Origin of the sequence: Psychrobacter sp. PL19, from assembly GCF_017875835.1 — a bacterium.
Classification (GTDB): Bacteria; Pseudomonadota; Gammaproteobacteria; order Pseudomonadales; family Moraxellaceae; genus Psychrobacter.
Genome location: NZ_JAGING010000001.1, coordinates 1820321 through 1846915, shown reverse-complemented (window position 1 = coordinate 1846915; position 26595 = coordinate 1820321). Strand labels below are relative to the sequence as shown.

General features: G+C 43.0%; 20 protein-coding genes. 8 read left to right on the top strand and 12 right to left on the bottom strand.

Going from position 1 to position 26595, the window contains the following annotated elements; translation table 11 throughout:
* The first annotated feature begins 35 nt into the window (after window positions 1–35).
* Entirely contained in the window at window positions 36–2816 is a 2781-nt protein-coding gene (gene ppc / locus H4W00_RS07560) for a phosphoenolpyruvate carboxylase (RefSeq protein ID WP_209956949.1), read from the top strand.
* 324 nt (window positions 2817–3140) lie between these two features.
* Window positions 3141–4328 (top strand): sugar transporter, encoded by a 1188-nt coding sequence (locus H4W00_RS07555; RefSeq protein ID WP_209956948.1) that lies wholly within the window; start codon window positions 3141–3143, stop codon window positions 4326–4328.
* Between the two features lie 33 nt (window positions 4329–4361).
* Here H4W00_RS07555 and H4W00_RS07550 read toward each other — a convergent pair whose 3' ends face one another.
* The 5 genes from H4W00_RS07550 to H4W00_RS07530 all read right to left on the bottom strand — a co-directional run bounded on the left by H4W00_RS07550 (window position 4362) and on the right by H4W00_RS07530 (window position 9970).
* A complete protein-coding gene (locus H4W00_RS07550; protein WP_209956947.1) occupies window positions 4362–4745 on the bottom strand; it encodes a DUF1971 domain-containing protein in 384 nt (127 codons plus the stop codon).
* Between the two features lie 615 nt (window positions 4746–5360).
* The gene (locus H4W00_RS07545) at window positions 5361–6122 is read right to left on the bottom strand and encodes an SDR family oxidoreductase (RefSeq protein WP_209956946.1); all 762 of its coding nucleotides are present in this window, start codon (window positions 6120–6122) and stop codon (window positions 5361–5363) included.
* Between the two features lie 224 nt (window positions 6123–6346).
* On the bottom strand, window positions 6347–7141 hold the full coding sequence (locus tag H4W00_RS07540) for an SDR family NAD(P)-dependent oxidoreductase (RefSeq protein WP_209956945.1): 795 nt from the start codon (window positions 7139–7141) through the stop codon (window positions 6347–6349).
* Between the two features lie 3 nt (window positions 7142–7144).
* Window positions 7145–8152 (bottom strand): NADP-dependent oxidoreductase, encoded by a 1008-nt coding sequence (locus tag H4W00_RS07535; protein ID WP_209956944.1) that lies wholly within the window; start codon window positions 8150–8152, stop codon window positions 7145–7147.
* Window positions 8153–8164: 12 nt separating this feature from the next.
* Window positions 8165–9970, bottom strand: coding sequence for an acyl-CoA dehydrogenase (locus tag H4W00_RS07530; RefSeq protein ID WP_209956943.1), 1806 nt, complete (start codon window positions 9968–9970; stop codon window positions 8165–8167).
* Between the two features lie 509 nt (window positions 9971–10479).
* On the opposite strand from H4W00_RS07530, the gene H4W00_RS07525 reads away from it, so the two are divergent.
* Window positions 10480–11478, top strand: a complete 999-nt coding sequence (locus H4W00_RS07525; RefSeq protein WP_209956942.1) for a GlxA family transcriptional regulator — start codon at window positions 10480–10482, stop codon at window positions 11476–11478.
* A 14-nt stretch (window positions 11479–11492) separates the two neighbouring features.
* Here the strand turns inward: H4W00_RS07525 and H4W00_RS07520 are convergent, their stop codons facing one another.
* Window positions 11493–11663: a hypothetical protein gene (locus tag H4W00_RS07520; protein WP_209956941.1), complete on the bottom strand. Its 171-nt coding sequence runs from the start codon at window positions 11661–11663 to the stop codon at window positions 11493–11495.
* Window positions 11664–12140: 477 nt separating this feature from the next.
* Between H4W00_RS07520 and H4W00_RS07515 the strand changes: the two genes are divergently transcribed.
* Together H4W00_RS07515 and H4W00_RS07510 are read left to right on the top strand one after the other, a co-directional pair.
* A complete protein-coding gene (locus H4W00_RS07515) occupies window positions 12141–13499 on the top strand; it encodes a GntP family permease (RefSeq protein ID WP_334684910.1) in 1359 nt (452 codons plus the stop codon).
* A 99-nt stretch (window positions 13500–13598) separates the two neighbouring features.
* On the top strand, window positions 13599–14747 hold the full coding sequence (locus H4W00_RS07510; RefSeq protein ID WP_209956939.1) for a glycerate kinase: 1149 nt from the start codon (window positions 13599–13601) through the stop codon (window positions 14745–14747).
* 419 nt (window positions 14748–15166) lie between these two features.
* Here H4W00_RS07510 and H4W00_RS07505 read toward each other — a convergent pair whose 3' ends face one another.
* A complete protein-coding gene (locus H4W00_RS07505) occupies window positions 15167–16693 on the bottom strand; it encodes an acetyl-CoA hydrolase/transferase family protein (RefSeq protein WP_209956938.1) in 1527 nt (508 codons plus the stop codon).
* A gap of 574 nt (window positions 16694–17267) precedes the next feature.
* Between H4W00_RS07505 and H4W00_RS07500 the strand changes: the two genes are divergently transcribed.
* A complete protein-coding gene (locus H4W00_RS07500) occupies window positions 17268–17762 on the top strand; it encodes a hypothetical protein (RefSeq protein WP_209956937.1) in 495 nt (164 codons plus the stop codon).
* 457 nt (window positions 17763–18219) lie between these two features.
* Here H4W00_RS07500 and H4W00_RS07495 read toward each other — a convergent pair whose 3' ends face one another.
* Entirely contained in the window at window positions 18220–18684 is a 465-nt protein-coding gene (locus H4W00_RS07495; RefSeq protein ID WP_209956936.1) for a hypothetical protein, read from the bottom strand.
* Window positions 18685–18955: 271 nt separating this feature from the next.
* Between H4W00_RS07495 and H4W00_RS07490 the strand changes: the two genes are divergently transcribed.
* Window positions 18956–19648: a peroxiredoxin gene (locus H4W00_RS07490; RefSeq protein ID WP_209956935.1), complete on the top strand. Its 693-nt coding sequence runs from the start codon at window positions 18956–18958 to the stop codon at window positions 19646–19648.
* Window positions 19649–20013: 365 nt separating this feature from the next.
* Here H4W00_RS07490 and H4W00_RS07485 read toward each other — a convergent pair whose 3' ends face one another.
* From H4W00_RS07485 to H4W00_RS07470, 4 genes are all read right to left on the bottom strand, one after another.
* A complete protein-coding gene (locus H4W00_RS07485; protein ID WP_209956934.1) occupies window positions 20014–20397 on the bottom strand; it encodes a rhodanese-like domain-containing protein in 384 nt (127 codons plus the stop codon).
* Between the two features lie 291 nt (window positions 20398–20688).
* Window positions 20689–21027: a RidA family protein gene (locus tag H4W00_RS07480; RefSeq protein ID WP_209956933.1), complete on the bottom strand. Its 339-nt coding sequence runs from the start codon at window positions 21025–21027 to the stop codon at window positions 20689–20691.
* Window positions 21028–21099: 72 nt separating this feature from the next.
* The gene (locus H4W00_RS07475) at window positions 21100–22347 is read right to left on the bottom strand and encodes an NAD(P)/FAD-dependent oxidoreductase (RefSeq protein ID WP_209956932.1); all 1248 of its coding nucleotides are present in this window, start codon (window positions 22345–22347) and stop codon (window positions 21100–21102) included.
* Window positions 22348–22718: 371 nt separating this feature from the next.
* On the bottom strand, window positions 22719–24908 hold the full coding sequence (locus H4W00_RS07470) for an ATP-dependent helicase (RefSeq protein ID WP_209956931.1): 2190 nt from the start codon (window positions 24906–24908) through the stop codon (window positions 22719–22721).
* Window positions 24909–25416: 508 nt separating this feature from the next.
* On the opposite strand from H4W00_RS07470, the gene ychF reads away from it, so the two are divergent.
* Window positions 25417–26508 (top strand): redox-regulated ATPase YchF, encoded by a 1092-nt coding sequence (gene ychF, locus H4W00_RS07465; protein WP_209956930.1) that lies wholly within the window; start codon window positions 25417–25419, stop codon window positions 26506–26508.
* Window positions 26509–26595 lie beyond the last annotated feature (87 nt).

Sequence of the window (26595 nt, the reverse complement as noted above, 5' to 3'; positions counted from 1 at the left end):
ACTATTTTTCAGTTAAGTTAATCAGGAGCTCAAGGATGGCTATAGATAACGACGTATTACGTGAACGCATCAGCTTATTAGGGTCATTCCTAGGCGAAGCGATTTCTCGCCAGTCTGGTGAACAAACGGTACATACGATTGAAAAACTGCGCAAAGGTTTTATTCAACAACGCCGTGAGCCTAATGAAGCCCATAAGCAGCAACTCATCGACTTCATAGCCTCTTTAGACAATCAAGCATTAAAGAATGTTATACGCAGCTTTTCTATTTATTTTTTCCTCGCAAATTTAAGTGAAGAAAATTACTTACGTGATCAGCGCCGTGTCCTAAGTATGCAAACAGAACAGAGTTGGGAGGGATCGTTTCGTCGTACGCTACTTGAGTGTCGTGAACGTAAAATTGAGCCGGTTCAAATGCAAGAGCTTATTGATCAGTTAAAATTTACGCCGGTATTTACCGCACATCCCACTGAAGCGCGCCGCCGTACGACCATGAATATCTTACAGAGTCTATTTATTCATAATGATGCCTTAAATAACCTTTCAGAAAACAGTTTCTCTTATGAGCAAGCCAAAGAACAAACCGCGCAAACGATTGATTTATTATGGTCCTCTGATGAAGTACGGACCCGTAAACCTCTAGTCTATGATGAGATAAATAATGGTCTGCACTATTTTAACGCCAGTTTATTTGATGCCATTCCGAAGGTCTATCGTAATATTAAAGATGCTATTGTCGAGATTTACCCCGAGTTAATAGATTATCCCTTACCGGCATTTATGAGTTTTGGCTCTTGGATAGGTGGCGATAGAGATGGCAATCCATTTGTGACTTTTGAGACCACAGAACTTGCCGTATTAATGCATGCTGATACTGTGCTACGTCATTATCAAGTACTGCTCAAAAAGTTGCGTCGCCAGCTTATTCATAGCGATACGACGGTTGATGTCGCACCCGAAGTATATGCAAAAATTAGGAGTTATGGTGAGCTCGATCAGCGGGTGTTTAATTATAATCTCAATGACTATGGCAATGAGCCTTATCGTAGGTTACTTTCTTTAATCCTAAATAAAGTCAAAGCTACTAATAATTTTATTCAGAGCAAGGGTAATGATAGCGAGGCTAAAACAGATGCTTATCCCAACCCACAAGCGTTATTAGCAGACTTACGCATTATCCGTCAAAGTGTGAATACTCATGACACGGCACATGCAGAAGGCTTATTGCTGGATACGATTCGTCTGGTAAAAACCTGTGGTTTCCATTTGGCCGCGCTCGATATTCGCCAAGAGTCGTCTTATCATAGTGACGTCATTGCCGATATTTTTGCCAGCGCTTCTAATTTACCAGATTATCAAACGCTTAATGAAATAGAGCGCCGAGAATGGCTCACGCGCTTGCTTGAAAAGCCCGGTACACCACTCATTTATACCGACAACTTAACCGATAAAACCCGTGAACAATTGGCCTTGATGAACTCGGTAGCGACCTTGCGTAAACTGGTTGGGCAAGATACTTTTGGTAGTTATGTTATTTCGATGACCAATAACGCCAGTCAAATATTAGAAGTATTGCTATTAATGCGCTTTGCAGGTTTATGTAAAATTAATGATCAAGGTCAATTGTCTGCTGACTTGCCAGTAGCACCCTTGTTTGAAACCATTGAAGACCTTAAAAATATCGACAAGATCTTACCTGCCGTTTTGGACAACCCACTTTATCGCGGCCTGCTACAACACTCGGATAATACGCAAGAAATCATGCTGGGTTATTCAGATTCATCCAAAGATGGCGGTATTATTACCTCTGCATGGCAGCTTTATAGTGCACAGCAGACCATCAATCATATCGCTGAAGAATATGGCATCAAAACCCGATTGTTTCATGGCCGTGGTGGATCAGTGAGTCGGGGTGGCGGGTCAACCCATAAGGCGATTGCCGCGCAACCAGCGGGTACCTTGCACGGACAGATTAAAGTGACCGAACAAGGCGAAGTGCTTTATGCCAAATATGCCAATACTGATACCGCTGTGTTTGAGCTCACTATGGGCATCACCGGCACCCTTAAAGCCTGCTCCTCAAGATTTGTGATACAACCGCCTGAGCTGCCAAGTTATGAAGCGCTGTTTGCTCGTTTAGCTGATGCCGGTGAGCATCGCTATCGCGAACTTACTGACCACACTGAAGGGTTTTATAAGTTCTATTCACAAGCGACCCCAGTGGCAGAAATTTCCTTATTAAATATTGGTTCACGCCCAGCGCATCGTAAAAAAGGCTTACCAAGCAAATCTACCTTACGGGCGATTCCTTGGGTATTTGGCTGGTCGTTAGCCCGCTTTACCCTGCCTGCTTGGTATGGTGTCGGCAGTGCGTTACACAGCGTTAAAGAAGACGAAGAATTGATGAAGGAAATGAATGACTGCTGGCCGTTTTTCAGTGTGTTTATTAGCAATATCGAAATGGCCTTTACCAAATCTGAGATGAGTATTGCTCATGCCTATAGCCAATTGTGTGACGACGACACATTACGTGACCAGATTATGACAGCGGTAACCGATGAGCACCAACTGACTTATTCAGGCTTAAACTCTTTGCTTGATCAGCAGTCTTTATTGTCTAGCCAGCAAAATCTTGCTGCTTCCCTACAATGGCGAGATGCTTATTTAGACCCGATTAACTATATACAAATCGAGCTATTAAAACGTGCCAGACAACAAGACATGACAGGCGATGATAAGCATGGTGATCTTGACGTTGAAGATCCATTAATCCGTAGTATCAATGCCTTGGCAGCAGGTCTGCGCAATACGGGTTAATGGCTAAAGCGACGTGTTTATTGAGTAAACATAGTGAACAAACACTGGGTTAATGTTATCGAGCTACTACCAAGAGTTCTGGTAATATTAGCCCCGTTTTATGTGAAATGAGAGTTATGTCATACGAGAATGATTTATTATTAGTATCACACCTGCTATAAAAACCCCTAGTAAACCTGTTTAACGGCAGCTATTGGCTTGGTATTTGGCCACGCCATCCTCATATTATCCCTATTGTTGTACGACTCAGTCGTCATAACCCTAAATCTTCATCCCCATTTTGGGCCAACCGTGCGGTATCAGCACCTTTTTTTGTTGAATTTTATGAAACACAACCTCGAGGCAGGCACAGACTCTCTGCGGACTCAGTATTTTAGAGTAATCTTAATGGGTATCAGTGCGTTCGTGGTGAATACGACAGAATTTGTCCCTGTGGCGTTGTTAAGTGATATTGCTCAAGATTTTTCTATTACCACGGCAGAGACTGGTTGGATGCTGACGCTTTACGCTTGGATCGTCGCTGCCATGTCATTACCGCTGATGCTGCTGACCGGTAAATTAGAGCGCAAGCGGCTGCTACTGGCAGTTTTCGTGGTATTTATTGCCAGCCATGTACTGTCAGTTTTTGCCTGGAGTTTTCAGGTATTATTGATCAGCCGAGTTGGTATTGCTTTATCACATGCAATATTTTGGTCAATTACGGCGGCGATAATATTGCGGGTGGCCCCCGAAGGTAAAAAGGCGCTAGCACTTAGTGTCCTAGCTACGGGTACCTCATTGGCGATGGTGCTGGGGGTTCCTATAGGCCGATTGGTTGGTCAATGGTTTGGCTGGCGAACCACGTTTGGTGGTATTGGGGTGATTGCCTTTGTGGTGTTTGTTCTACAAGCCAAGCTGTTGCCAACCTTACCCAGTATGTTTGAAGGATCTGCCAGAAAAGTGCCAGAACTACTCAAAAACCCATTGTTGGTCTGTCTGTATTTGTTCTGCTTTGTGGTCTTTACTGCCCACTACGCTGCTTACTCTTATATCGAACCATATATGCGTCAGGTCGGCTCAATCAGTGAAAACTTGACCACTTTTATATTACTGCTATTCGGCGGTGCTGGACTGATTGGCAGTGTGATATTCAGCCGTTGGGGTGATAAATCCAATACCAAGTTGATGCTGGTATCCACGATACTAATGTTGCTGTCTATGGTCACCCTATTGTTAGCGGTCAAATCAATATGGTCGCTGAGTGTGATTACCTTACTCTGGGGCACTGCGCTCATGCTGCTGGTAATCTGCACCCAAGCTAAAGTCATTATGATCGATGATAAGGCTCAAGACGTGGTGATGTCGATGTTCTCTGGCGTTATTAACTTAGGTATTGGCACCGGTGCCCTGCTTGGAGGCTATGCTGTCACTCATATCTCGCTGTCGAGCGTAGGGTTCATCGGTGCTGCTGTCGCTAGTATGGCACTGCTACTTATAATATTTATGATCCAACGCTTTCCTGCATTACGCTAAGCGTTCAGAACACAGGCTCGTAGTGATTGATTATTACTCATTTGGTTTATCGAATAATGTTTCAATCGGTTTAGTATGAATACTAGAGCTATTGAACATCGATTTATTGCCAGTATCACCTTCAGTCCAGAAGTTAATGTTAAATTGAGCATCGTCACTTAATTCGACACGATGCCAATATTCAGGCGGGCTGACGGCAAACTGTCCTGCTTGAATGACTATGGTTTTCTCAGGATCAGTGGCGGCCTCATTAGCGAATCCATAGAAGGTAACAGTACCTTGCATGACGCAAATTTGACCGAATACGCCTTCGGCAGTGTTGTGATGGGTGAGTAAGGCTTTGGGAACTTTATCTTTGGTAAAAAAGTGAGTCGAACGTTTTATTTTCCAATGGCTCGGGATGATCAAAGGGCTCATGATAACTCCTCGGTTGATAGGGTTCGTTTATTGTGGTCTGGTTTTAAACTAACAGCGTCATCTAGCAAAATAGATATTTTAATGACACGCCTTGATAATAATGCCTGAATGACCCTTATCTATCAATTACATCTTAACAACCATTGTAGTAACATCCATTACAATTAGTTTGGATGATTAGTTTGGATGATTAGTTTGGATGATTAGCTTGATAATTCATAGTCAATGAAACGTAATATCGATACATAACCTACTGCTGGCATAAGTTTTTCTTGTTTGCTGCGCCTACGCAGACAGAGGCTGCAAAAAGCTCATACCAGCAGTACCGTCACGTTTTTAAGGTATTTTAACGACATATAGCAAATGAGAGGTCTAGCCAGCCCTTTGGATCCATTTACCACGTCTGTTTGATGCAGTATCAGTCATCAAAAAAGCCGCATAGTTTTAATAGACTATGCGGCTTTTTTAAGATAACTCTATTTTTTAGATATGGTCAAACAACTATAAAGCGTCTACCAAGAAGACTAGTGTCAACGGCACTTATCGTATATTAAGCCATTCTAACGCCGTAATAGATTCGTAGTTGGTTCACTTTGTCTAATCTAAGCTAATTAGCTAGGCCAGCATACCACCATCAACAATCACACAGGCACCAGTGGTATAACTTGACGCATCAGATACCAAGTACAAGACCGTACCTGCCATTTCATCAGGTTGTGCAACACGCCCTAACGGAATTGATTTAAGCGCAATATTGAGTATTTGGTCATTTTTAGTTAGCGTAGAGGCAAACTTAGTGTCCGTTAGTCCTGGCAGCAAGGCATTGACCCGAATATTTAAGGGGCCACATTCCTTGGCAAACGACTTAGTCATACTAATAACCGCAGCTTTGGTGATTGAGTAGATACCTTGCATATTGCCAGCGACCACGCCATTAACCGATGCGGTATTTAAGATGACCCCACCGCCCTGCTCGCGCATCATCTTGCCAGCAGCAGTCGACATAAAGAAATAACCGCGTATATTGACATCTACTGTCTTTTGGAAAGCGGCTAAGTCCGTATCTAATATATGACCAAAGTAAGGATTGGCCGCTGCGTTGTTCACCAAAATATCAATTTGACCAAATTCATTTTTGATGTGCTCGAAAATAGCTGTTATTTGCTCCATTTCTCCCACATGACAAGGGAATGCACTGGCTTTGTCTCCGTCAGCTACGATGCTGTCAGCAACCGCTTGGCAAGCATCAATTTTACGGCTAGAGACAATAACATGAGCGCCTCTTGAGGCCAGCAAGCGTGCAATAGATTCCCCAATACCGCGACTGGCGCCAGTGACTAAAGCAATTTTACCTGTTAAATCAAATAAATCTGTCATCGTTATTCCTTATATTTTTGAGCGCTAATTCTTTACTGTTAAAGTTAATGACTCACTTTCTATCATCAATACATAAAATCGATACATAATAAGTGACGGTCAAAAATCTGCCAATGGATTAAGAGGCTGTTGATTACTAGGCAGCCAAGCGTAGACAGTAGCTCTATGCCAGCAGGTACATCGAGCAAGGCTTACACCCTAATGATTTAGCCGTTATTTGACTATCAAGCCAACATACCACCATCAAGAGTAAAGGCCTGACCATTCATAAAGCTGCTCTCGTCACTGGCCAGCCATGCAATGGCACCTGAAACCTCATCCACAGTCCCTAAACGGCGTAGCGGACTGGCTTTTATTAGCGATTGCTGGGCGCGCTCATCCATATTAGCCATGGTGTTACGTACCATCGGCGTATCAATAAAGCTTGGACATACCGCATTAAAGCGAATATTAACCCGGGCATATTCATGAGCGGCAGATTTGGTAAGTCCCATGACCCCGTGCTTAGCAGCGCTATAAGCGGAAAGCAAGGGTGCTGAACGCAAGCCTGCGATAGAAGCAACATTGATCACATGCCCGCCACCATTAGGTGCCATACAAGTAATGGCTGCTCGCATACAATGCCAGACGCCTTTTAAATTAACAGCGATATTACGGTCAAAGTCATCGTCGCTGAGTTCATGCATGGGTGCAGGCTTGTGATCGATACCGGCATTGTTCACCACCACATCAAGGCCACCCAGCTCTTGTATAGCAAAGGCAAACAGAGCGCGTACTTCATCAGCGCTGGTTACATCCACCTTTTTAAACACGACTGTATGGCCAGCATCCTGCGCTTGTTGTGCGACAGCCCTACCAGACTCTTCAGCCAAATCGCCAATCACTAGCTTAGCACCACGACTCGCTAGTAAAAGTGCACTTGCCGCACCAATTCCTGAAGCACCGCCGGTGATTAAAATCCGTTTACCGGCTACATTACTAGCAACCGCTGATGCCAGTTCATTTGTGGTCAGTGTCATAACTTATTCCCCTACCTTAAGTACCAATTTACCAAAATTCTCACCTTTAAAGAGCATCATTAACGTATCGGGGAAGGTTGCAATACCTTCAACAATGTGGTCTTTGACGGTCAGCTCACCCGACTGTATCCAGCCGGCAATATCCTGCGTAGCAATAGGATATTCTTTGATGTTATCAAACACCACAATGCCTTCCATGCGGGCGCGATTGACCAATAACGATAAATAATTTGAAGGCCCTTTAACCGGTACCGTATTGTTGTATTGACTGATAGCGCCACAAATGACAATGCGTGCATGGCGATTAATATGGGTGAGAACATCATCTAAAATCTCACCGCCAACGTTGTCAAAAAACACATCGACCCCTTTTGGACAAGTCTTTCTTAGCGCTTTTTTTACATTTTCATTTTTGTAGTCTATGGCGGCATCAAAACCCAACTCATCCACTAAGAACTGACATTTCTCAGCGCCACCAGCGATACCCACCACTCGGCAGCCTTTAATCTTAGCAATTTGTCCGACTAGCCCACCAACCGCGCCCGCAGCACCAGATACTACGACAGTCTCTCCAGCTTTTGGCTGTCCCGTTTTTAATAAGCCAAAATAGCCGGTCATGCCAGGCATACCTAAAACGCCTAAGTAATAAGGTAATGGCGCTAGATTGGGATCAACTTTATACAAGTCAGTACCGTCACTGAACGCATATGACTGTACACCATTGTGGCCACAAACATAGTCGCCTGCCACAAAACCTGCAAGTTTACTCTCCACTACCTGTCCTACGGTGCCCGCACGCATAACCTCACCGATTTGTACCGGTTCTATATAAGACTTTGCATCGTTTAACCAACCACGCATGGCTGGATCTAAAGAAATATACTCAATTTTTATCAGTAGTTGACCATCAGTAACGACCGGTAGTTCTGACTCGGTATAATCCCAAGTATCGGCGCTAGGTTCGCCAATGGGCCTTGCTTTGAGCCGCCATTGTTTATTTATTGCTGTCATTCTGTTCTCTCCTTAGAACCAGTCAGCTTGCATATCCGTGCAAACTTCATTGGTGTTCATTAATAATTTTATATCACGCTTGATGGTCGGTAGTTCCCAATCAATAAAGTATTTCGCAGCTTGGATTTTACCGTTGTAAAAACTCTGTTTTTCAAGGTCTGGGCTCGCGCTTAATAATTGCTCCGCTTTGCTGGCTTGACGAATCCAAATCCAACTCACCACAATGGTGGCGAAAATATTCATGAATGCTTGAGCATTACCTGTGAGGGTAATCGCCTTGTCAGTCGCTAATACGCCACCTAAATGTACCAATACGTCATGCAGTTGGCCCATATAAGGGGTTAGCTTAGCAGCCAGTTGTGCAGCTTCTGGCGTGCTAATATTTTGTAAATCATGAGTGACTTCACGTTTCAGGATTTGAATCCCAAGGCTCTGGTTTTGCCATAATTTACGAAAAGACAAATCTAAGGCTTGCACGCCGTTCGTGCCTTCATGAATCGGATTCAGTCGGTTGTCACGCCAAAATTGCTCCGCATGATATTCACGTGTATAACCTGCGCCTCCTAATACCTGAATACCTAAGTCGTTGGCTTTGGGCCCATATTCAGAGGGCCAGGCTTTTAAGACTGGAGTCAGTAAATCTAGTAGCTCAGATAGCTCAGCTTTTAGAGTTACGTCGTCACAAGTGTTGATCCGGTCAATTAGGTTTGAGCCATACAAACATAACGATATGCCGCCTTCGGTATAGGCTTTTTGCGCAAGTAGCATACGCTTAACATCACCATGATTGATGATAGCGGTGGCATCATGTTCGGGCTTGTTATTGGGTGCAATTCTACCTTGAGTCCGGTCTTTAGCATAAGCCAAAGAGTATTGGTAACCGCGATAACCGATCATTGCCGCGCCAAAACCAACGGCTATCCGCGCCTCGTTCATCATCTTAAACATATAGCGTAAACCGAAGTGCTCTTCACCGATTAAATAGCCATAACATTCGCCTTCATCACCAAAGCTTAATGAGGTTGAGGTCGTGCCTCTATAACCGAGCTTATGCAATAATCCAGTCAAATGAACATCATTACGCGCGCCTATCGACGAGTCATCATTCAATCGATACTTTGGTACTGCCAACAAGGAGATGCCTTTGACGCCGCCAGGGCCACCCGGAACTTTGGCCAGTACTAGATGGATAATGTTGTCAGATAATTCATGGTCGCCACCTGAAATATATATTTTGCTGCCTTTTACCCGGTAAGAACCATCGTCTTGCTGAACAGCGGTGGTTCTAATATCAGCGAGTGACGAGCCGGCATGCGGTTCAGTTAATGCCATCGTTCCGGTAAACTCTCCAGTCAACATGCGCGGCATAAAGGCCTGTTTAATATCGTCACTGGCAAAGTGCGAAATGACATTAATCGCTGCTGTGGTCAAAAATGGATAGGCTGTGGTTGAAGGATTGGCCGCCATAAAATAGCCTGCCACCGCTGTCATGACAGTTTCAGGTAATTGCATGCCACCATCTTCAAACGAATAACGACCAGCGATAAAACCTGATTCTCTGAAGGCATCAAAAGCAACTTTGACATCGTCTATCATGCTGACCTTTTTACCATCAAACTGCGGTTCGTTCTGATCCGCGATATGGTTGTGTGGCAAAAACAAATTGGTCGCCATTTTTTTTGCTGTGTCTAATACAGCGTCGAAGGTGGCACGATTGTGTTCTTCAAACTTAGTGCTGTTGCAAAGCGCTTCGGTGTTCAATACGTCATATAATTGGAAAGGGAGTTCAAAGTCGTGGATCAAAGTATCGGCTGCCATAATAGGGTCTCTTTAGTAAGGCTAAAAAATAGGGCTGATAAATAATACTGGGAAGCTCAAGTGATCATGAATTATTGATTGTGTCGCTTTGGGTGTTAGAAAAAACGTAAACCAAGCAAAACAATAAATAGCTCGCCGATTAATATTAGTCTACTTTGTACCTTTACCCCATTGTCATTTATGACATAATAATGGTGAAATGAGACATTTAATTCGTTAAGCTATCACTTTAACGATAGCCGTGACGGTCTACGGTTAGACTGGTTTAAAACAGATAGTGCCTGTCAGTTATAGAGGCTTAAAGCATCGAAAAACAGCTTAGTGGCAAAGCGATTGAGGAAATATTACCCTTATCAACTCGACTTGAAGGTTTGTTAATTATTTTTGTCTTATTCAGTATCCGCCACATAATTATGAACAATGACACACCTTATCATTCTAACTTTCACCAGAGCATCTTTGTAAATAACAGCGATCCATCATAAAATTACTAAGGAATCTCAAAACTAATGACTAACGCACAGCCTTTTAAGGTCATAATTCTCGGATTTGATGGGGTTCTGGGTAGCGCATTAACGGGCGCATTAGACTTATTTTCATTTGCTGGCGTCAGTTGGCAACGATTTTTGGGGCTAAGAGTAGAACCCAGATTTAGCGTACAAATTGCCAGTGTCGATGGCTTAGATATTAGGTGTAGCAATCGCTTGGTTATGCAAGCCCATTGCGATATCGGGGATGTGGCTCATTGTGACTTGTTGTTAATTCCAACCATTGGTGATTCAGTTGACAAGGTTTTGGCGCAGAACCTAAGTTTGTTGCCACATTTAAAACGCTTGGCTGATACCCAAGCAGACATTGCTAGTAATTGTAGCGGCGCCTTTTTTCTGGCAAAAGCGGGATTACTTGATGGCTTAATAGCAACCACTCATTGGGGCTATGCGAGTAAGTTTAAAGCAGACTTTCCATTAGTCGACTTACAGGAAAATCAGTTTGTCACGCAGTCAGGTAATATATTTTGCGCGGCAGGCGGTAGTGCCTTTTATGACCTGGCTTTACTATTAATCGAGCGTTATTGTGGACGAGAAATTTCCACCCAAGTGGCGAAAACCCAAATCGTTGATAGTAAAAGAGGCAATCAGAACAGTTATACCAATGTTAAATTATACCGATCACACTCCGACCAACTGGTACAGCGCGTGCAAGAATTCATCGAGGACAACTTTGATCAGCCCATACAAGTTAGTGACTTAGCAACCATGGTAAACATCACCCCACGGACTTTAAATAGACGCTTTCAAACCTGCGTGGCTATGCGCCCTATTGAGTATATTCAAGCGATAAGAATCGAGCAGGCCAAACGCTTATTAGAATCAGGGGATGTGACTATAAAATCTCTCGCTGACCAGGTCGGCTATAGTGATCTGTCTTCATTTACACGCTTATTCAAACGCGCCACAGAGCTCACACCCAAGGAATATCAGAACAAGTTTTCCCGACTGTCGATTTAGAGCAGGTAACACAACTATTGGTTGGCTTGGAGTGCCGATAACGCCGGCGTACTAAGTTCACCATAAGCGACTGAGCGTGGCCATTCGGCAGCCACTTGCGATACTTCTTGCCTAGCATCAATCATCTTAGCAGCGTTAATCCAACCGGCATGACCCACTGCTAATATTGGCGTATTTATAAACAAATTATCTTGCTCAACGACACGAGTACATATAGTTAAAATACCTTAAAAACGCTAGGGTACTGCTGGTATAAGCTTTTTTTAGCCTCTGTCTGCGTAGGCATAGCAAGCAAGAAAAACTTATGCCAGCAGTAGGTTATGTATCGATATTACTTTTCATTGACTATACATAATGTCAAAGTATATAGCCGTTGCTTTATCGAGTAATGGTTTCTACTTTTATAGCCATAGTAAATGCACTCATAAGCGAGAGCCAGCAGCAGCACGTGAACATACAAATGTCTAATCATTGCTAAAAAGTGGTATGGTGAAGTCGCTATAAAATATACAGCTGTGAAACAAATACGACTCCCTAGCAAGTTGTATTTACGATAAGATATGCACCTCAAAAAATCGTCTTGCTGTTGGTAAATAACCGATAGTCAGCTGCATTGACATTCACTCAAGATATAAGCAGAACTCAACCTCATAGGGATCATGATGATAGTATTTTGGCTTTTACTGACCATTCTTTTTATTATTTTTGCCACCGCAAAGTTAAAGTGGCATCCTTTTTTAGTCTTAATACTATCAGCCTTTTTAGTGGCGTTATTTTATCAAGTGCCTCTTGATACGGTCGCAAAAACTATCTCCGACGGTTTCGGTGGTATCTTAGGTTATATTGGTCTAGTAATCGTGTTCGGTACCATCATTGGGCTGATCCTGGAAAAGACGGGCGCTGCTATTGTTATGGCAGAAGCGGTCATTAACTTTCTAGGGCCACGCTTTCCAACCTTGACCATGTCTATCGTTGGGGCAGTAGTCTCAATTCCTGTGTTTTGTGACTCAGGTTTTATCATCTTAAACTCTTTAAAAGAGTCTTTGGCTGAGCGCTTGCAAGTATCCAGTGTGGCGATGAGTATTGCTTTGGCGACCGGCTTATATGCGACCCATACTTTTGTGCCGCCTACGCCTGGGCCTATTGCTGCAGCAGGTAATTTGGGGCTTGAGTCAAACCTAGGTTTGGTGATCATGGTTGGTATTGTAGTGACCAGCGTGGCGGTATTGGCAGGCTGGTTATGGTCAAACCGTTTCCTAGATGTCGAACCAGATAATATAGATGCTGACAATGTGCCAGCAGCTGCTGTCCCTGCAAATATGAAAGCTCGTGAAGATTATAATAAAATGCCATCAACAACGATGGCTTTTTTGCCTATTATTGTGCCTATCGTTTTGATTTGCCTATCCTCTGTGGCCAACTTCCCTACTGCCCCACTAGGCACTAGTTTCCTTATTGATATCTTGGTATTCATTGGTAATCCACTCACTGCCCTACTAATCGGTTTATTTCTAGCATTTTTATTGATAAGTGGTAGCGATAAAACTCAGCAGATTAGCGACAGCGTGGCCCAAGGCTTGGTGGTAGCCGCACCGATATTATTAATCACTGGTGCTGGCGGCGCATTTGGTGCCATGCTAAAAGTCACCCCGATCGGCGACTATTTAGGCACTACCTTATCAGCATTAGGTTTGGGCATATTTATGCCATTTATCGTTTCAGCCGCTCTCAAAACAGCACAAGGCTCTACCACGGTAGCATTAGTAACTACCTCAGCAATGGTTGCGCCATTATTAGGACAGATCGGGCTTGATAGCGATCTGGGTCGAGTTTTTTGTGTGATGGCAATCGGTGCCGGCGCCATGACTATCTCGCATGCCAATGACAGCTTCTTCTGGATCGTCAGCCAATTTAGTCGCATGAGTGTGGCGCAGGCTTATAAAGCCCATTCAGTGGCCACCGGTATTCAAGGTGTCACCAGCATCATCTTTATCTGGCTATTAACATTAGTATTTATTTAATTTAGCCATGACCAATAGCTACTTTTTAAGCACTTGTTAAAAAATTCGTTGATAAGTAAGTTAATAGCAAATAGATAATAGACATTTTAAGAGAGTGTAATGAAGATTTTAATTGCCCCAGACTCGTTTAAAGAAAGCTTAGAAGCCTTAGAAGTTTGCCAGGCTATCAAGTCCGGATTTAGTCAGGTATTTCCAGATGCAAGTTATACCTTGATACCGATGGCCGATGGCGGTGAAGGCACGTCCGCTGTTTTGTCTTATGTACTCGGCGGACGATGGAAAGCCGTGATCGTGCACGACCCACTCATGAGGCTTATTAGCGCAAAATACTTGCTATTGCCCGATGCTACTGCAGTGATTGAAGTCGCGGCAGCATGTGGCCTGCATTTATTGACCGTAGCAGAGCGAAACCCTAGTATTGCTAGTAGCTACGGGGTTGGTGAACTCATCAAAGATGCTTTAAGTGAAGGGGCAAAACGCATTATCATCGGTCTTGGCGGTAGTGCCACCAATGATGCTGGGGTTGGCATGTTGACTGCATTAGGCATGGTTTTTTATGACCAGCAAGGCCAGCCTTTAGTACCAGGTGGTGATCAACTTGCCCGCTTGCAACGGATAGACAGCTCAGCGTTCAATCCGAATATTTTAAATACTGCCTTTGAAGTGGCCTGTGATGTGACCAATCCGTTATGTGGCCCGTTAGGCGCCAGTGCTATTTTTGGCCCACAAAAGGGGGCCAATCCTGAACAAGTTGCGCGTTTAGACCAGTCTTTAAGTCACTTTGCGACCGTTTGCCATCAGCACGGCAGCTATCCCAATAGTGAGAACTATCAAAATATTGCAGGTGCAGGCGCAGCCGGTGGTCTTGGGTTTGCATTGATGACTTTTTGCGGCGCACAGTTACAGTCAGGCTTTGATACCGTGGCTGATGCTGTTGATCTATCGCAGCATATTGCTGGTGCTGACCTTGTGATAACTGGGGAAGGCAAACTCGACGCGCAAACCTCAATGGGCAAAGTGGCTGGTGGTATCAGTCAACTTGCTAAGCTCAGTCACACACCGGTTATTGCTATTTGTGGCAGTGTCGATGGGCTTAAACCGGCCCAGACTACTCAATTCGATGTGGTGATGCCCAGTATTCAAAAAGTAGATTCTATCGATAAGGTTTTAAAATATGCCTATGATAATATCGAAACCACAGCGGTAAATATCGCCGCTGCTATTCGGTTGGGGCAAAATATGAAATAGCTGCTTTGATTAAAAGCAGTTTCACAGAATTCGGGATGGGCTCGAATATTCAGTGCCCTCTTCATAATTCTTAATATTATCTATAATTTTTATAAAGTTTTAAAATACTCAAGGTTGAGTAAAGAGACATATAGTCAATGAAAAGTAATATAGATACATAACATATTGCTGGCATAAGTTTCTCTTGCTTGCTGTGCCTACGCAGACAGAGGCTGCAAGAAGCTTATACCAGCAGTACCATAGCGTTTTTAAGGTATTTTAACTATACCTGTCTCTAGTATCTTTGAAGTCTAAAATTATTTCTAGTCTGGCCATTTCTGTCACCCACAAAAAAGTCCCTTACCTGAATACAGATAAGGGACACTTTATTTTACTGGCTTTGCTTACTTTACTTTTAACAACAGAGTAGCTATATGCACTTACTTAATGCGCATATCGCCCGTTTCGACGTAACGTTGATGCCATGATAACGATTCGTTGAGCATGTGCGGCGTTTGCATGCCAGCCGTTGTAGAGGCACGATCAAAGTAATCTTGCAACATCGGACGATAGTCTGGATGCGCGCAATTATCGATAATCGCTTGAGCACGTTGACGCGGTGCGAGGCCACGCAAATCAGCCAAACCTTGCTCAGTGACAATTACCATCACATCATGTTCAGTGTGGTCATGGTGCGATACCATCGGCGTGATGCAAGAGATAGCACCATCTTTGGCCACTGATGGCGACACAAAGAATGAGGTGTAAGCGTTGCGCGCAAAATCACCTGAACCGCCAAGGCCATTCATCATGCTAGTGCCCATGACGTGAGTCGAGTTGACGTTACCATAAAGGTCACACTCGATCATCGCATTGATCGCCAAAACACCTAAGCGACGTGCCACTTCAGGGTGATTGGTGATTTCTTGTGGACGTAAAACAATGCGAGCACGCAGCTCTTCAATATTGGCATTGAAAGTTTCAAGCGCATCTGGGCTTAATGACAGCGCAGTAGCAGACGCCATAGTCATTTTACCAGACATGATCAGATCCAACATACCATCTTGTAACACTTCAGTATAGCCAGTCAAATTCTCAAACGGGCTATTCTGCAAGCCTGCCAATACTGCGTTGGCCACGTTGCCCACCCCAGACTGTATCGGCAATAAATTTTCTGGCAGACGGCCTTTTTCGACTTCATTATGAAAAAAGTCAATGATATGGCTGGCTATTTTATTGGATTTTTCATCTGGATCTGCAAACTTGCTATTGCGATCTGGCGAGTCGGTTAAGACAATAGCCACCACTTTATCTAGGTCACAATGTAAGTACGGAACGCCAATACGCCCACCTGGAGTGACTAGTGGAATTGGTTTGCGATTCGGCGGCATACCAATATCATTATAAACGTCATGCATACCCTCAAGCATTAGGCTTTGCTGGGCGTTAACTTCTAAAATGATTTTATCGGCATTTTCCAACCATGCATTACTAGTACCAATGGAAGTAGAAGGAATGAGGCGACCATCTGGCAAAATACCAGACACTTCAACCACAGCCATATGCATGTCGCCATAGAAGCCAATCGTACTTTGTTGCGCCACATGCGATAAATGCATATCAAAATAATATGCTTCACCGGCATTGACTTGTTTACGAAGCGCCGGCTCTGATTGATAAGGGGTACGCCATTTGATGCCTTTGGCTTCAGCCAATACGCCATCACACTCGGTAGCAGTAGACGCTCCGGTCAACAGACCAATTTGAAAATCTTCACCGCGCGCGTGGGCCGCTTCCATATGTTTGGCAAGCGCCGCTGGTATGGCTTTAGGGTAGCCTGCACCGGTGAAGCCACTCATACCGACGTTCATATCATTTTTAATAAATGCAGCCGCTTCATCAGCAGACATTATTTTTTTACTCAAGCCTTCGTGAAGCACGCGCCCTTCATGGTTAATTGAACTCATACAGTTTTTCCTAGTAACTTCCATATTAAAATCAATCCTCATTATTATGAGGAAAAGTTGAAACGAATCCACTAACACGATTTCGTTGCAGCATATTGCCCAATTTTATTACAAATTACCAGTAGATTGGCTTAAATATTAATATATAGCAGCCTCATCATGCTTTTTTTTGGCAAACCTATTTCGTTAGTACGCATTCTAAACGACGCAGCAAAGTTTACGATCATAAAATCTATGCTCTTATGACCGCACTATACAGCTCTCAAATAAATAGACAAGCAGCTGAAATTATTAAGTTTAACTAATATTTTATGTATTCAAGCTATATTATAAAACAGCTGAAATCCTTGATAAATAAGGGAAAAGGTGTTTACAAATTATAAATAGGAGTATATTATCCAGCATGGTGACAAACGCCTTCATGTCGCTCGTCTCAATCTTCGAGATCGAGTACTAGAGTCCACTCCAGCCCTCAGCCAGTGTTATGTGGCGCAGGGCTTTTAAGCCTTTTGAACGCTGACTGAGACCAGCTATTTATCCCATTATTAAGTTGCTCTCAGGAAGGAAAAGCACTATGACCAATAACAACGCTCCAATTGGACGATTTTCGGAAAATAAAGTTTCGTTTATTCTGACGGTACTGTTCGCAGGCGCACTCGCCACGGTTATCTTTGATTTCTGGGGTCCATCGCTGTCTCCCATCCTCGGTTTTACCGAGCTCTCAACCATTAAACTCCCCACGACTATGATCGAGGTCGTATTCGGTGCAGCACCAACAGGTGTCCCTGAACTGGTGCACTACCTCACCGGCTTGATACTTTATCCCTTGGGTTGGCTGATCGTCGTACGACCGATGTGGAAGGCAATCATGCCGTCGCTTCACTGGACAATCACTGCTTTGGCCTACGGAATCGTGCTATGGGTATTCGCGCTCTACGTCGTCGCTCATCTGATTATCGGACTGCCGCCGTTTATCGGTTTCACAGGAGCCACTTGGGTCGCGCTGGTTGGCCACGTTCTCTATGCACTGGTTTTTGCATGGGGTGCAGAGACGCGACAGTTCAGATAAATAAAGAGGGTGTTCTATATTTCAATCTATCAGAGTAGGAATTTAAAATCTGTTATTAACGACTGTTATTGAAATAAAAATCTTGCCCTAGTGCGTTCTAAAAATAAAGTATAAAAACTCCTTGTATGAACTGACCCCCATAAGTTGGACACAACTTATGGGGGTTTTTATGATTTACAGTTATCCAAAACTTCTGGAAACCTGTTGGTCTAAACCAGGTGCATTCAAACGAAGGTACGAATGTTCGAAGATGCCTAGGCTGTAAAGCGCCAACACAGATATAGTTTGATGATTACCGTCAAGCAGTATGATGAAAATTTATTTCTTCGTGCATACCCTGTTATACGACTGCTTTCTTTAGAACGAAAGCCTTTTTTGGAGACGATGAGTACAGGTTAAGACTTTGCGCTATTGATTCCTAAACAGCGTTTCTCTACTGTCAAGGCTAGAAATTTGATTAAAAACTGGCTATCTTAGTTTCTCGGTCAACCATTAGTTTAGCGATGGCTGCTGGGTCTGCTGCGGTCACACCATCAATTAGCGCAGATTGATCAAGACCTTTGCCAGGCAAATAAATGGCACAGACTTCAACTTTAGTTTTTGTCTTTTCCATAACCGTCTTCATCAGGCCTTGAGCGCTCATATTCATAGGCGGTTGACCAGCAGTCACACTTTTTGGCGCATCACGTAGGGCCATATCGCCAGCTGCACCACAGAGCAATACATGGGTTGCCGCACCTTGCTGAGCTGACTGCATAGTAAGCACCATCGACATCAGCTGCACTTGAGCGTCGTCCGAGGTGACAATCACTAATAAAGGCGGTGTTGATACTTTAATATGACGCGTTTCTTCGGCAGAAGCAGAACCAATTGCTAAGAAAGTAACCGCCGCAGTAAGTGCAGTAATAAGAATTCGTTTCATAATTTCTCTCCGTTTGTTGCAAGGTTATCGGCTCTCAAGTTAGCCTACTTGGCGAACAGCCGCTACAGGGTTATTTTGATTGCCCTATTTTGAAATGTAGGACTAAAGGTATATTTGTACATAAAAAAATGGTAATTTACAAAATATGTTTAGAAAAACTCAATAAAATCATTAATCATATAATATTTATTATAATAATAACATGTTATAGTGATTCTGTTGTAATTATTTAACTAGCTACTATATTCAATTACCTACTAAGGATTAGCCAATGAGAAACCGTCAACACGCACGCGAAAACTGTTCATGCCAAGACGACGTGGCACCAACCAACGCCATTCAGTTTCCGCAGCTTAATCAACCTGCACCGGATTTTAATGCGCTTACTACTGACGGTAAGAAGTCATTGGACGATTATAAAGGTCAATGGTTGGTACTATTTTCTCATCCTGCAGACTTTACCCCAGTATGTACTACTGAATTTATCGCATTCGCTAATAAAGCGGTAGATTTCCGTGCTAAGAACTGTGAGTTATTGGGATTATCTATTGATAGCGTGCACTCTCATATTGCTTGGATGCGTAATATCAAAGAAAACTTTGGTGTAGAAATCACCTTCCCTATTATTGCTGATCTATCCATGCAGGTTGCTAAGGCTTATGGCATGATTCAGCCGGGCGCGAGTGATACTTCGGCAGTGCGAGCCACCTTTATTATTGATCCAGAAGGTGTGTTGCGGGCGATGGTCTATTATCCAATGAGCAATGGTCGATCTGTAGATGAATTCTTACGCTTACTTGATGCCTTACAAACCAGCGATGCCAACAAAGTTGCTACTCCAGAGAACTGGAAAGTAGGCGAACCAGTCATTGTACCGCCACCACGCACTGCTAAAGAAGCGGAAAGCCGTGCTGACGAAGGCTATGAGTATACCGATTGGTACTTTAGTCAAAAAACTCTGTAATGAATAGGTATGGTATTTCGATATAGTTTAAATATTCCGAGATAAAGCCAGTCAATAAAAAAGCCCCGCTACTGGATAAGTAGCGGGGCTTTTTTATTTATGCGTTGTTCGCTAATCACTTACTAAGTTTATAATTATCACACTATCATTTAACAACTGATCTATGACCTAACAATAAGGCTGTTTTAGATAGGTAAAATGGTTAAGGGCAGCTCATAATATTTTACCGCCGTCTTATCGTCGTAATAAAGTCAGCCGATGTGATTATCGTCATAATGTGATTATCGTCATAAAGAGTGTTAGTACGTCACAAAGACTAATCTTGCTTTAAAATAAGAGCGTACTTTGACTGTTAACATGCGTTATTAACCAAAATCAACGTTATCATTTGGCATCACTGTTGGCTTACCCGCTTCAACCCAAGCATCATAACCACCAGTAACAGAGACCACATTTTTATAGCCAAGCGCTTCTAAAGACTGAGCAGCCAATGCCCCTCGTCCACTGGATTTGCAATATAATAAGATTGAAGTATCAGTACCATTAACAGCCGGCAGATCAGACACTACAAATTCCAGCATACCACGAGGCACCAATACCGCCCCTTCAATATGACCTGCAGCATATTCAGCAGGCTCTCGTACATCGATAATAACGTCGACTTTGTGGCAAGTAGCTTCTGCCTGCGTCACTGATACTTCTTTAATTTGTGCTTTTGCAGCAGCTACTAAGTCATGTGGAGTTTTCATAGTAATACCTTAAAATATAGCAGGCAGGTAATAACCAGCTAGGTGGCAGCTTCATGCCCAAATGGTTAAAGATATCTATTCAGATACCTTAAAAAGCTAAATATAATACTTCAGAACCAGTACACTATACCAAAGTACAATATGTTATTTGCTAAAAGATGTCTACAAAGTTTCATTTGTTTTAATAGATATGGTCTGCCACTATTCATAAGATAACACCTACCAATAATAAAAGGACCTGATAATAGCTATCAGGTCCTTTTTTTTACGACAAAATATAAGGCTAACGGGTTATTCAGCTGCAATGACCGTCACTTCTACTAACAGCTCAGGACGTGCTAGAGCGGACTCGCCACAAGCACGAGCGGGCGGCTGAATGCCTTCAAACCACTTATCCCATACTTCATTCATCGCGGCAAAATCTGACATGCTTTTTACCCAGACCGTAGCTGATAGCATTTTTGATTTATCACTACCGACTTCTTCAAGCAAACTTTGAACTTTCTCTAGGCAAGTTAACGTTTGCGCTTTGATATCGTCTTCAGCATTGCCTACTTGACCTGATAAATAAATGGTCTGGTTATGAATGACAATTTTGCTCATACGTTGACTGCTGTGCAGCTTTTGCATTACGGTTTGTCCTTATTATTTTGGCGTTACTGTATTAACGTTTAGGTATTAAAAGTTTAAATAAGTAACCGCTTATTTAGAAAAACGCTGGGCGTTAAATGGTGCAACATCGACCGTTGATGGCTTATTATGAATCAGCTCTTCAACCAGACGCCCAGTAATCGGCCCTAAGGTAAAGCCTTGATGGCTGTGACCAAAGGCAAACCATAATTTGTCATGCTTGCCAGCTGGGCCAATGACCGGCTTCATATCTGGCATACATGGACGTGATCCTGCCCATGCTTCAGATTCTACTGCTTCCTCTAATGGTAATATTTTTTTGGCGAGCTTCAGTACAGTTTTTAGCTGTCCGAAATTCTTTGGCGCATCCATGGTAGTCATCTCAGCACCGGTAGTAATGCGGATACCTTGCTGCATTGGCCCCATGACAAAGCCTTTATCCATGTCAAACATACTGTGATTGATAGTGTTTTTGCCGGTAATTTTAAAGTGCTGATGATAACCGCGCATTGGAAATAGTGGCAGGTCATATCCTAACGGTTTGATTAACTCGTTAGACCAAGGTCCAGCAGCTATAACCAAATCATCGCTATAGTAAGTGTCACTATCGGTGATTACTTTCCAACCATCTCCATCAGGAGTAATCGCTTTCACATTGCTTTCTTTTATCTCACCGCCCATCTCTTGAAAGCTCTTAGCATACGCTTTGACCAAGGCACTTGGGTTGGATACTTGCCATGAGTTTAGCCAGTGAATTGCGCCAACAAAACCATCAAAATTAGCATTAGGCTCAATCACTTTTAATTCAGCAATGGTCAATACTTTATGTTCGACCCCTTGCTCGCGATCACTAATAGCGGCAGCGGCAGCCGTTTTCAGAGTTTCTTCAGAACGATGTAGTTGCAGCCAGCCATCACGTCTAATCAGCTCATCGGCGTTTGAAGCGGTAATCATAGTCTGATGCTCGCTAGTACAATGCGCAATCAGGGTCTGCCACTCTGCTTCTATTTTTTTGACCGAGGCTGGCGTAGAATACTTCCAATACTGTAGTAGCGCTTGATGATAACGTAGAATAGCTGGTATTCGATAACGAATATCAGTACCACGATTGGGCATGACTCTAACCAATTCTGTTAGCTGTCGAGGAAAAGGATGGGTATGAATGGCTTCGCGCTGGATCAATCCCGCATTACCGTATGAGGTCTCGAGTCCCGGTAGCTTTCTGTCTAGCAGTAGAACTTTGGAGTTGTTTTTTTGTAGATGCCAAGCAGTCGATGTACCGACCATACCCGCACCAATAACAATAGCTTCGTAGCGCATAGCATAACCTTTTTTGATATGGATATAGAACCTTGAATATTAAGGCCATAGTAACGCCATTATGACAAATATTAAACTACTATCTAACAGATTTTTTTGTTATCCATTACTTTTATTTATGATAAATTCATGAAAGGAAATTAGAAGGAATAGTGTAGAAAATTACATTTGATAGCCATACCGTAACGCAAGACCAAACCGCTTAACAATGATCTGGTTTTGCTTTAAGTTGCTGATTTATTTTAAAGGATGGTTCTATATTGCCTGCAATAAATCACATTCCACCTTACACGCCTACGCTTCCTCAATTTTATATCTTTCTATATCGAGCGTAATGTACACTTACTAGCGATCACGCACAGACTAGTTACTCACCACCACACTGGATCATCACTTTCTTCCATGGAGTTTTTTGCTTTTTCGACCATCACTTTATCAGCAGGCAACTCAGCGATAAATCTAGATACCTTATCAAAGTAACCTGAGTAGCTAGAAAAGTAATCAGGCGCGGTCAAATATAATCTAGTCTTAGCGCGGCTGCAAGCGACGTAAAACAACTTACGCTCCTCTTCTAACTCTTCAAAATTAGCTAAAGATCGGTAGTGCGGCGTCATGCCATCCACTAACGAGTTTACAAATACTATCGGCCACTCCAGTCCTTTGGCACTATGAATGGTCGAGATGGTTACTTTGTCCCTATCTTCACTACTGCCATCATCAGGCTGACCCATGGCACTGACCGAGTCATTAGGCGGATCAAGTGCCAGATTCTCTAAAAATTTATCCAGACTGTTATGTTCTTGTGCTAGATTTTTAAGTACCCGAAAGTCTTCTGTGCGCTCACGCCAATTGTCTTCAATAAACTTCAAAATGGGAATATAAAACTCAAGAATCAACTCGATAATTTCTTCAACAGATTCTACTTGATCAGCTTTACTGAGCAGGGTATATAACGGCTCAAGTTGCGGACTTTTTTTGGTAAATGACGGGATAAGTAGCGGCTCAAACGAATTATTATCCGCATTGATAGCTTGGGTAAGTCTGGTCGCAGTTACCGCCCCCACCCCTTTAAACAAGGTTAGAATACGATGCCACGAAATAGTATCATTAGGGTTATACAGCACTTTGACAAATGCCAAGACATCCTTGATATGCCGTCTTTCAATAAATCTAATACCGCCAACCACGATAAAAGGAATATTACGTTCCATAAATTCTAGCTGTACATAGTTGGACTGAAACGAGGTACGGCACAGTACGGCAAAATCGTCATAATCGTACTCTGATTTGAGTTTGATAATGTTATCAGCAATATACTTAGCCTCTTTACTCTCGTCACTTAGACGGCAAAAGGTAGGTTTTTGTCCTTCAAACCCTCCTTTAGTAGCCGCTTCAGAATAGAGCTGCTTTTGATACCCCAAAGTAATTTGTTCTGACAAAGCATTGATATAGTCTAAGACTGCTGGGGTGCTGCGGTAGTTTTGCTCCAACTTAATCAGCTTGGCTTCTGGATAGGTTTCGCCAAACAATAAAATATTCTCATAATTGGCCCCGCGAAAAGCATAGATACTTTGATTGTCATCACCGACCACCATTAGCGATACCGTTGCAGGCGCGCAGATCAGATCAATCAGCTGCTTTTGTGGAATGTTGGTATCCTGATACTCATCGACCATGATGTAGCGATAGGTCTTTTGTAGCAGCTGGCGAAATTTGTCGTTGGTCTTTAGGTGACGCACTACCTGGCTGATAATATCGTCAAAATCATACAGATGATTGGCACGCTTATAGTCATGAAAGTCGATTGCCAATTGCTCAATGATCGGAATATGAATCGCGATATCAGGATAGTTGCTTTCAATTAGATCACGAATAGGGACACGTCTGTTTCTGGAAGTTGAGATAATATTTTGTAAGGTTTTTTTACGCGGAAAAGCCTGCTTATTGGTTTGAGTGGGATACTTCTTTTCTTTATTAATAAGATCGATGGCGTCTTCTGCATCCGCGGTATCTAAGATAGTAAACCGTGGATTAATACCGAGTAGGCCTGAATATTGGCGCAGCAGCATGTTACAGAACGAATGAAAAGTACCACTAGCAATATCATTTAGCGCTTTGCTATTGTTTGAACTGTCATCCGGTCGATTGTCATTAGGGAGGCTGCCTGCCAGCAAGGTTTTGGCACGACTTTTAATCTCATTGGCTGCCTTTCGGGTGAAGGTTAATAGTAAGATTTGACTGGGCGGCACACCATTTTCTACCAAATAACTGGTGCGGTAGGTTAAAGTTTTAGTCTTCCCTGACCCCGCTCCCGCTATAACCAGTACCTTGCTAGCAATCGTGGTAGCAGCTAATAGCTGATTGGGATTTAGCTCGCGGGCATAATCTACTGTCAAGCCTAGATCAGCACTGAGCCTTTGACTCAATAACTCAGAATCAGCATCAATCAAGTTTGCTTCTAACTTTTTAATCGCCTGCGATAAGCGCTCAAGCTTGGGTTTCATATCAACGAAGTTTTGTGGATAGCTATAATCGCGAGTATCAAAAATTGTGGTATTCATTGTTAAATATTGCCTTTCATATTATTTTTAGCGCGACTTATTATTATCACTGGTTTAAAAAAGTAACTAATTTAAAAGAGTAACCGGCGGTTCGTCATGATTTTGGATAATGCTGACTTTAATGTAGCTACCATCCGCAAGCACGCTCGATAATGACCTATAGATAGCTTACCACAATAATGTAAACACCTAGCTTGACTACTAAAATGTACAAGAACTTAATCACACAAAAACTATTAATTGTTGGTGTTAGTAAGTTCAAAATAGGACTGTTAAACAACATTACTGTTAAACCGCAGCGTTATAAAAAAACTAAGCACAAGCACGACATCAGGACGATTAACAAGGTTGATGGTTAATACCATGCTGATTTTATTGTTAGCAGGCTATTGTAGCAATCTATAACAACCTTCCCCATATTAGAGTAAAGTTTGCTACAATAGCGCCAATTTTTATTCCCTATTATATTAATTTATTTCACACTATACTAATTGATTGAGAGACTGTTATGGGTTTTAACTGCGGTATCGTCGGCCTACCAAATGTGGGTAAATCCACCTTATTTAATGCCTTGACCAAAGCGGGAATCGCCGCTGAAAACTTTCCGTTTTGTACCAAAGATCCCAATACCGGTATCGTGCCAGTACCCGATCTACGCCTAAAAAAGCTGGCGGATATCGTCAAGCCTGAGCGCGTATTGCCGACCACCATGGAGTTCGTTGATATTGCAGGCCTAGTCGCCGGTGCCTCAAAAGGTGAAGGCATGGGCAACCAGTTTCTAGCCAATATCCGTGAAACTGATGCTATTGCGCATGTCGTACGCTGCTTTGATGATGATAATGTCGTACACGTCGATGGCCGCATCAGCCCGATTGATGATATCGAAACTATCAATACTGAATTAGCCCTGGCTGATTTAGACGCCGTTGAGCGTGCTGTTTTTAACTTAACTAAAAAAGCCAAAGGCGGCGATAAAGACGCGGCAGCAATGCTTGATGTATTCAAAAAAATCGAACCATTACTTGCTGAAGGTCAGCCAGCGCGCGCCGCAAACCTTGATGCCGATGAGAAAAAGCTCATAAGAAGCTATGGTTTGATTACCCTAAAACCAACTATGTATATTGCCAACGTTAGTGAAGATGGTTTTGAGAATAACCCGTATCTTGACGCGGTACGTAACTATGCGACTGGCGACGAATCTATTGTCATTGCGCTATGCAATCAAATCGAATCTGAGATTTCCCTGCTTGATGAAGCCGATAAGCAAGACTTCTTAGAAGCTATGGATATGGAAGAAGCGGGTCTTGATCAAGTCATTCGTGGTGGTTATGACTTACTCGATATGCAGACTTACTTTACCGCTGGGGTTAAAGAAGTACGTGCTTGGACCGTTGCTATTGGCGCGACTGCTCCGCAAGCGGCTGGCGTGATTCATACTGACTTTGAGCGCGGTTTTATTCGTGCCGACGTTATCGCCTATGACGACTTTATTGAACATAACGGTGAAAAAGGCGCAGCTACTGCCGGTAAGTCACGTCTAGAAGGCAAGACTTATATCGTACAAGATGGCGATGTGATGCATTTCCGCTTTAACGTCTAAGCTCCCTGCTGATTTGACGACGCGTTTATTATTGCTTTTATTGACAGTACTTTTATTGACAGTCTTTTTATTTAAATGGCCTTAAAA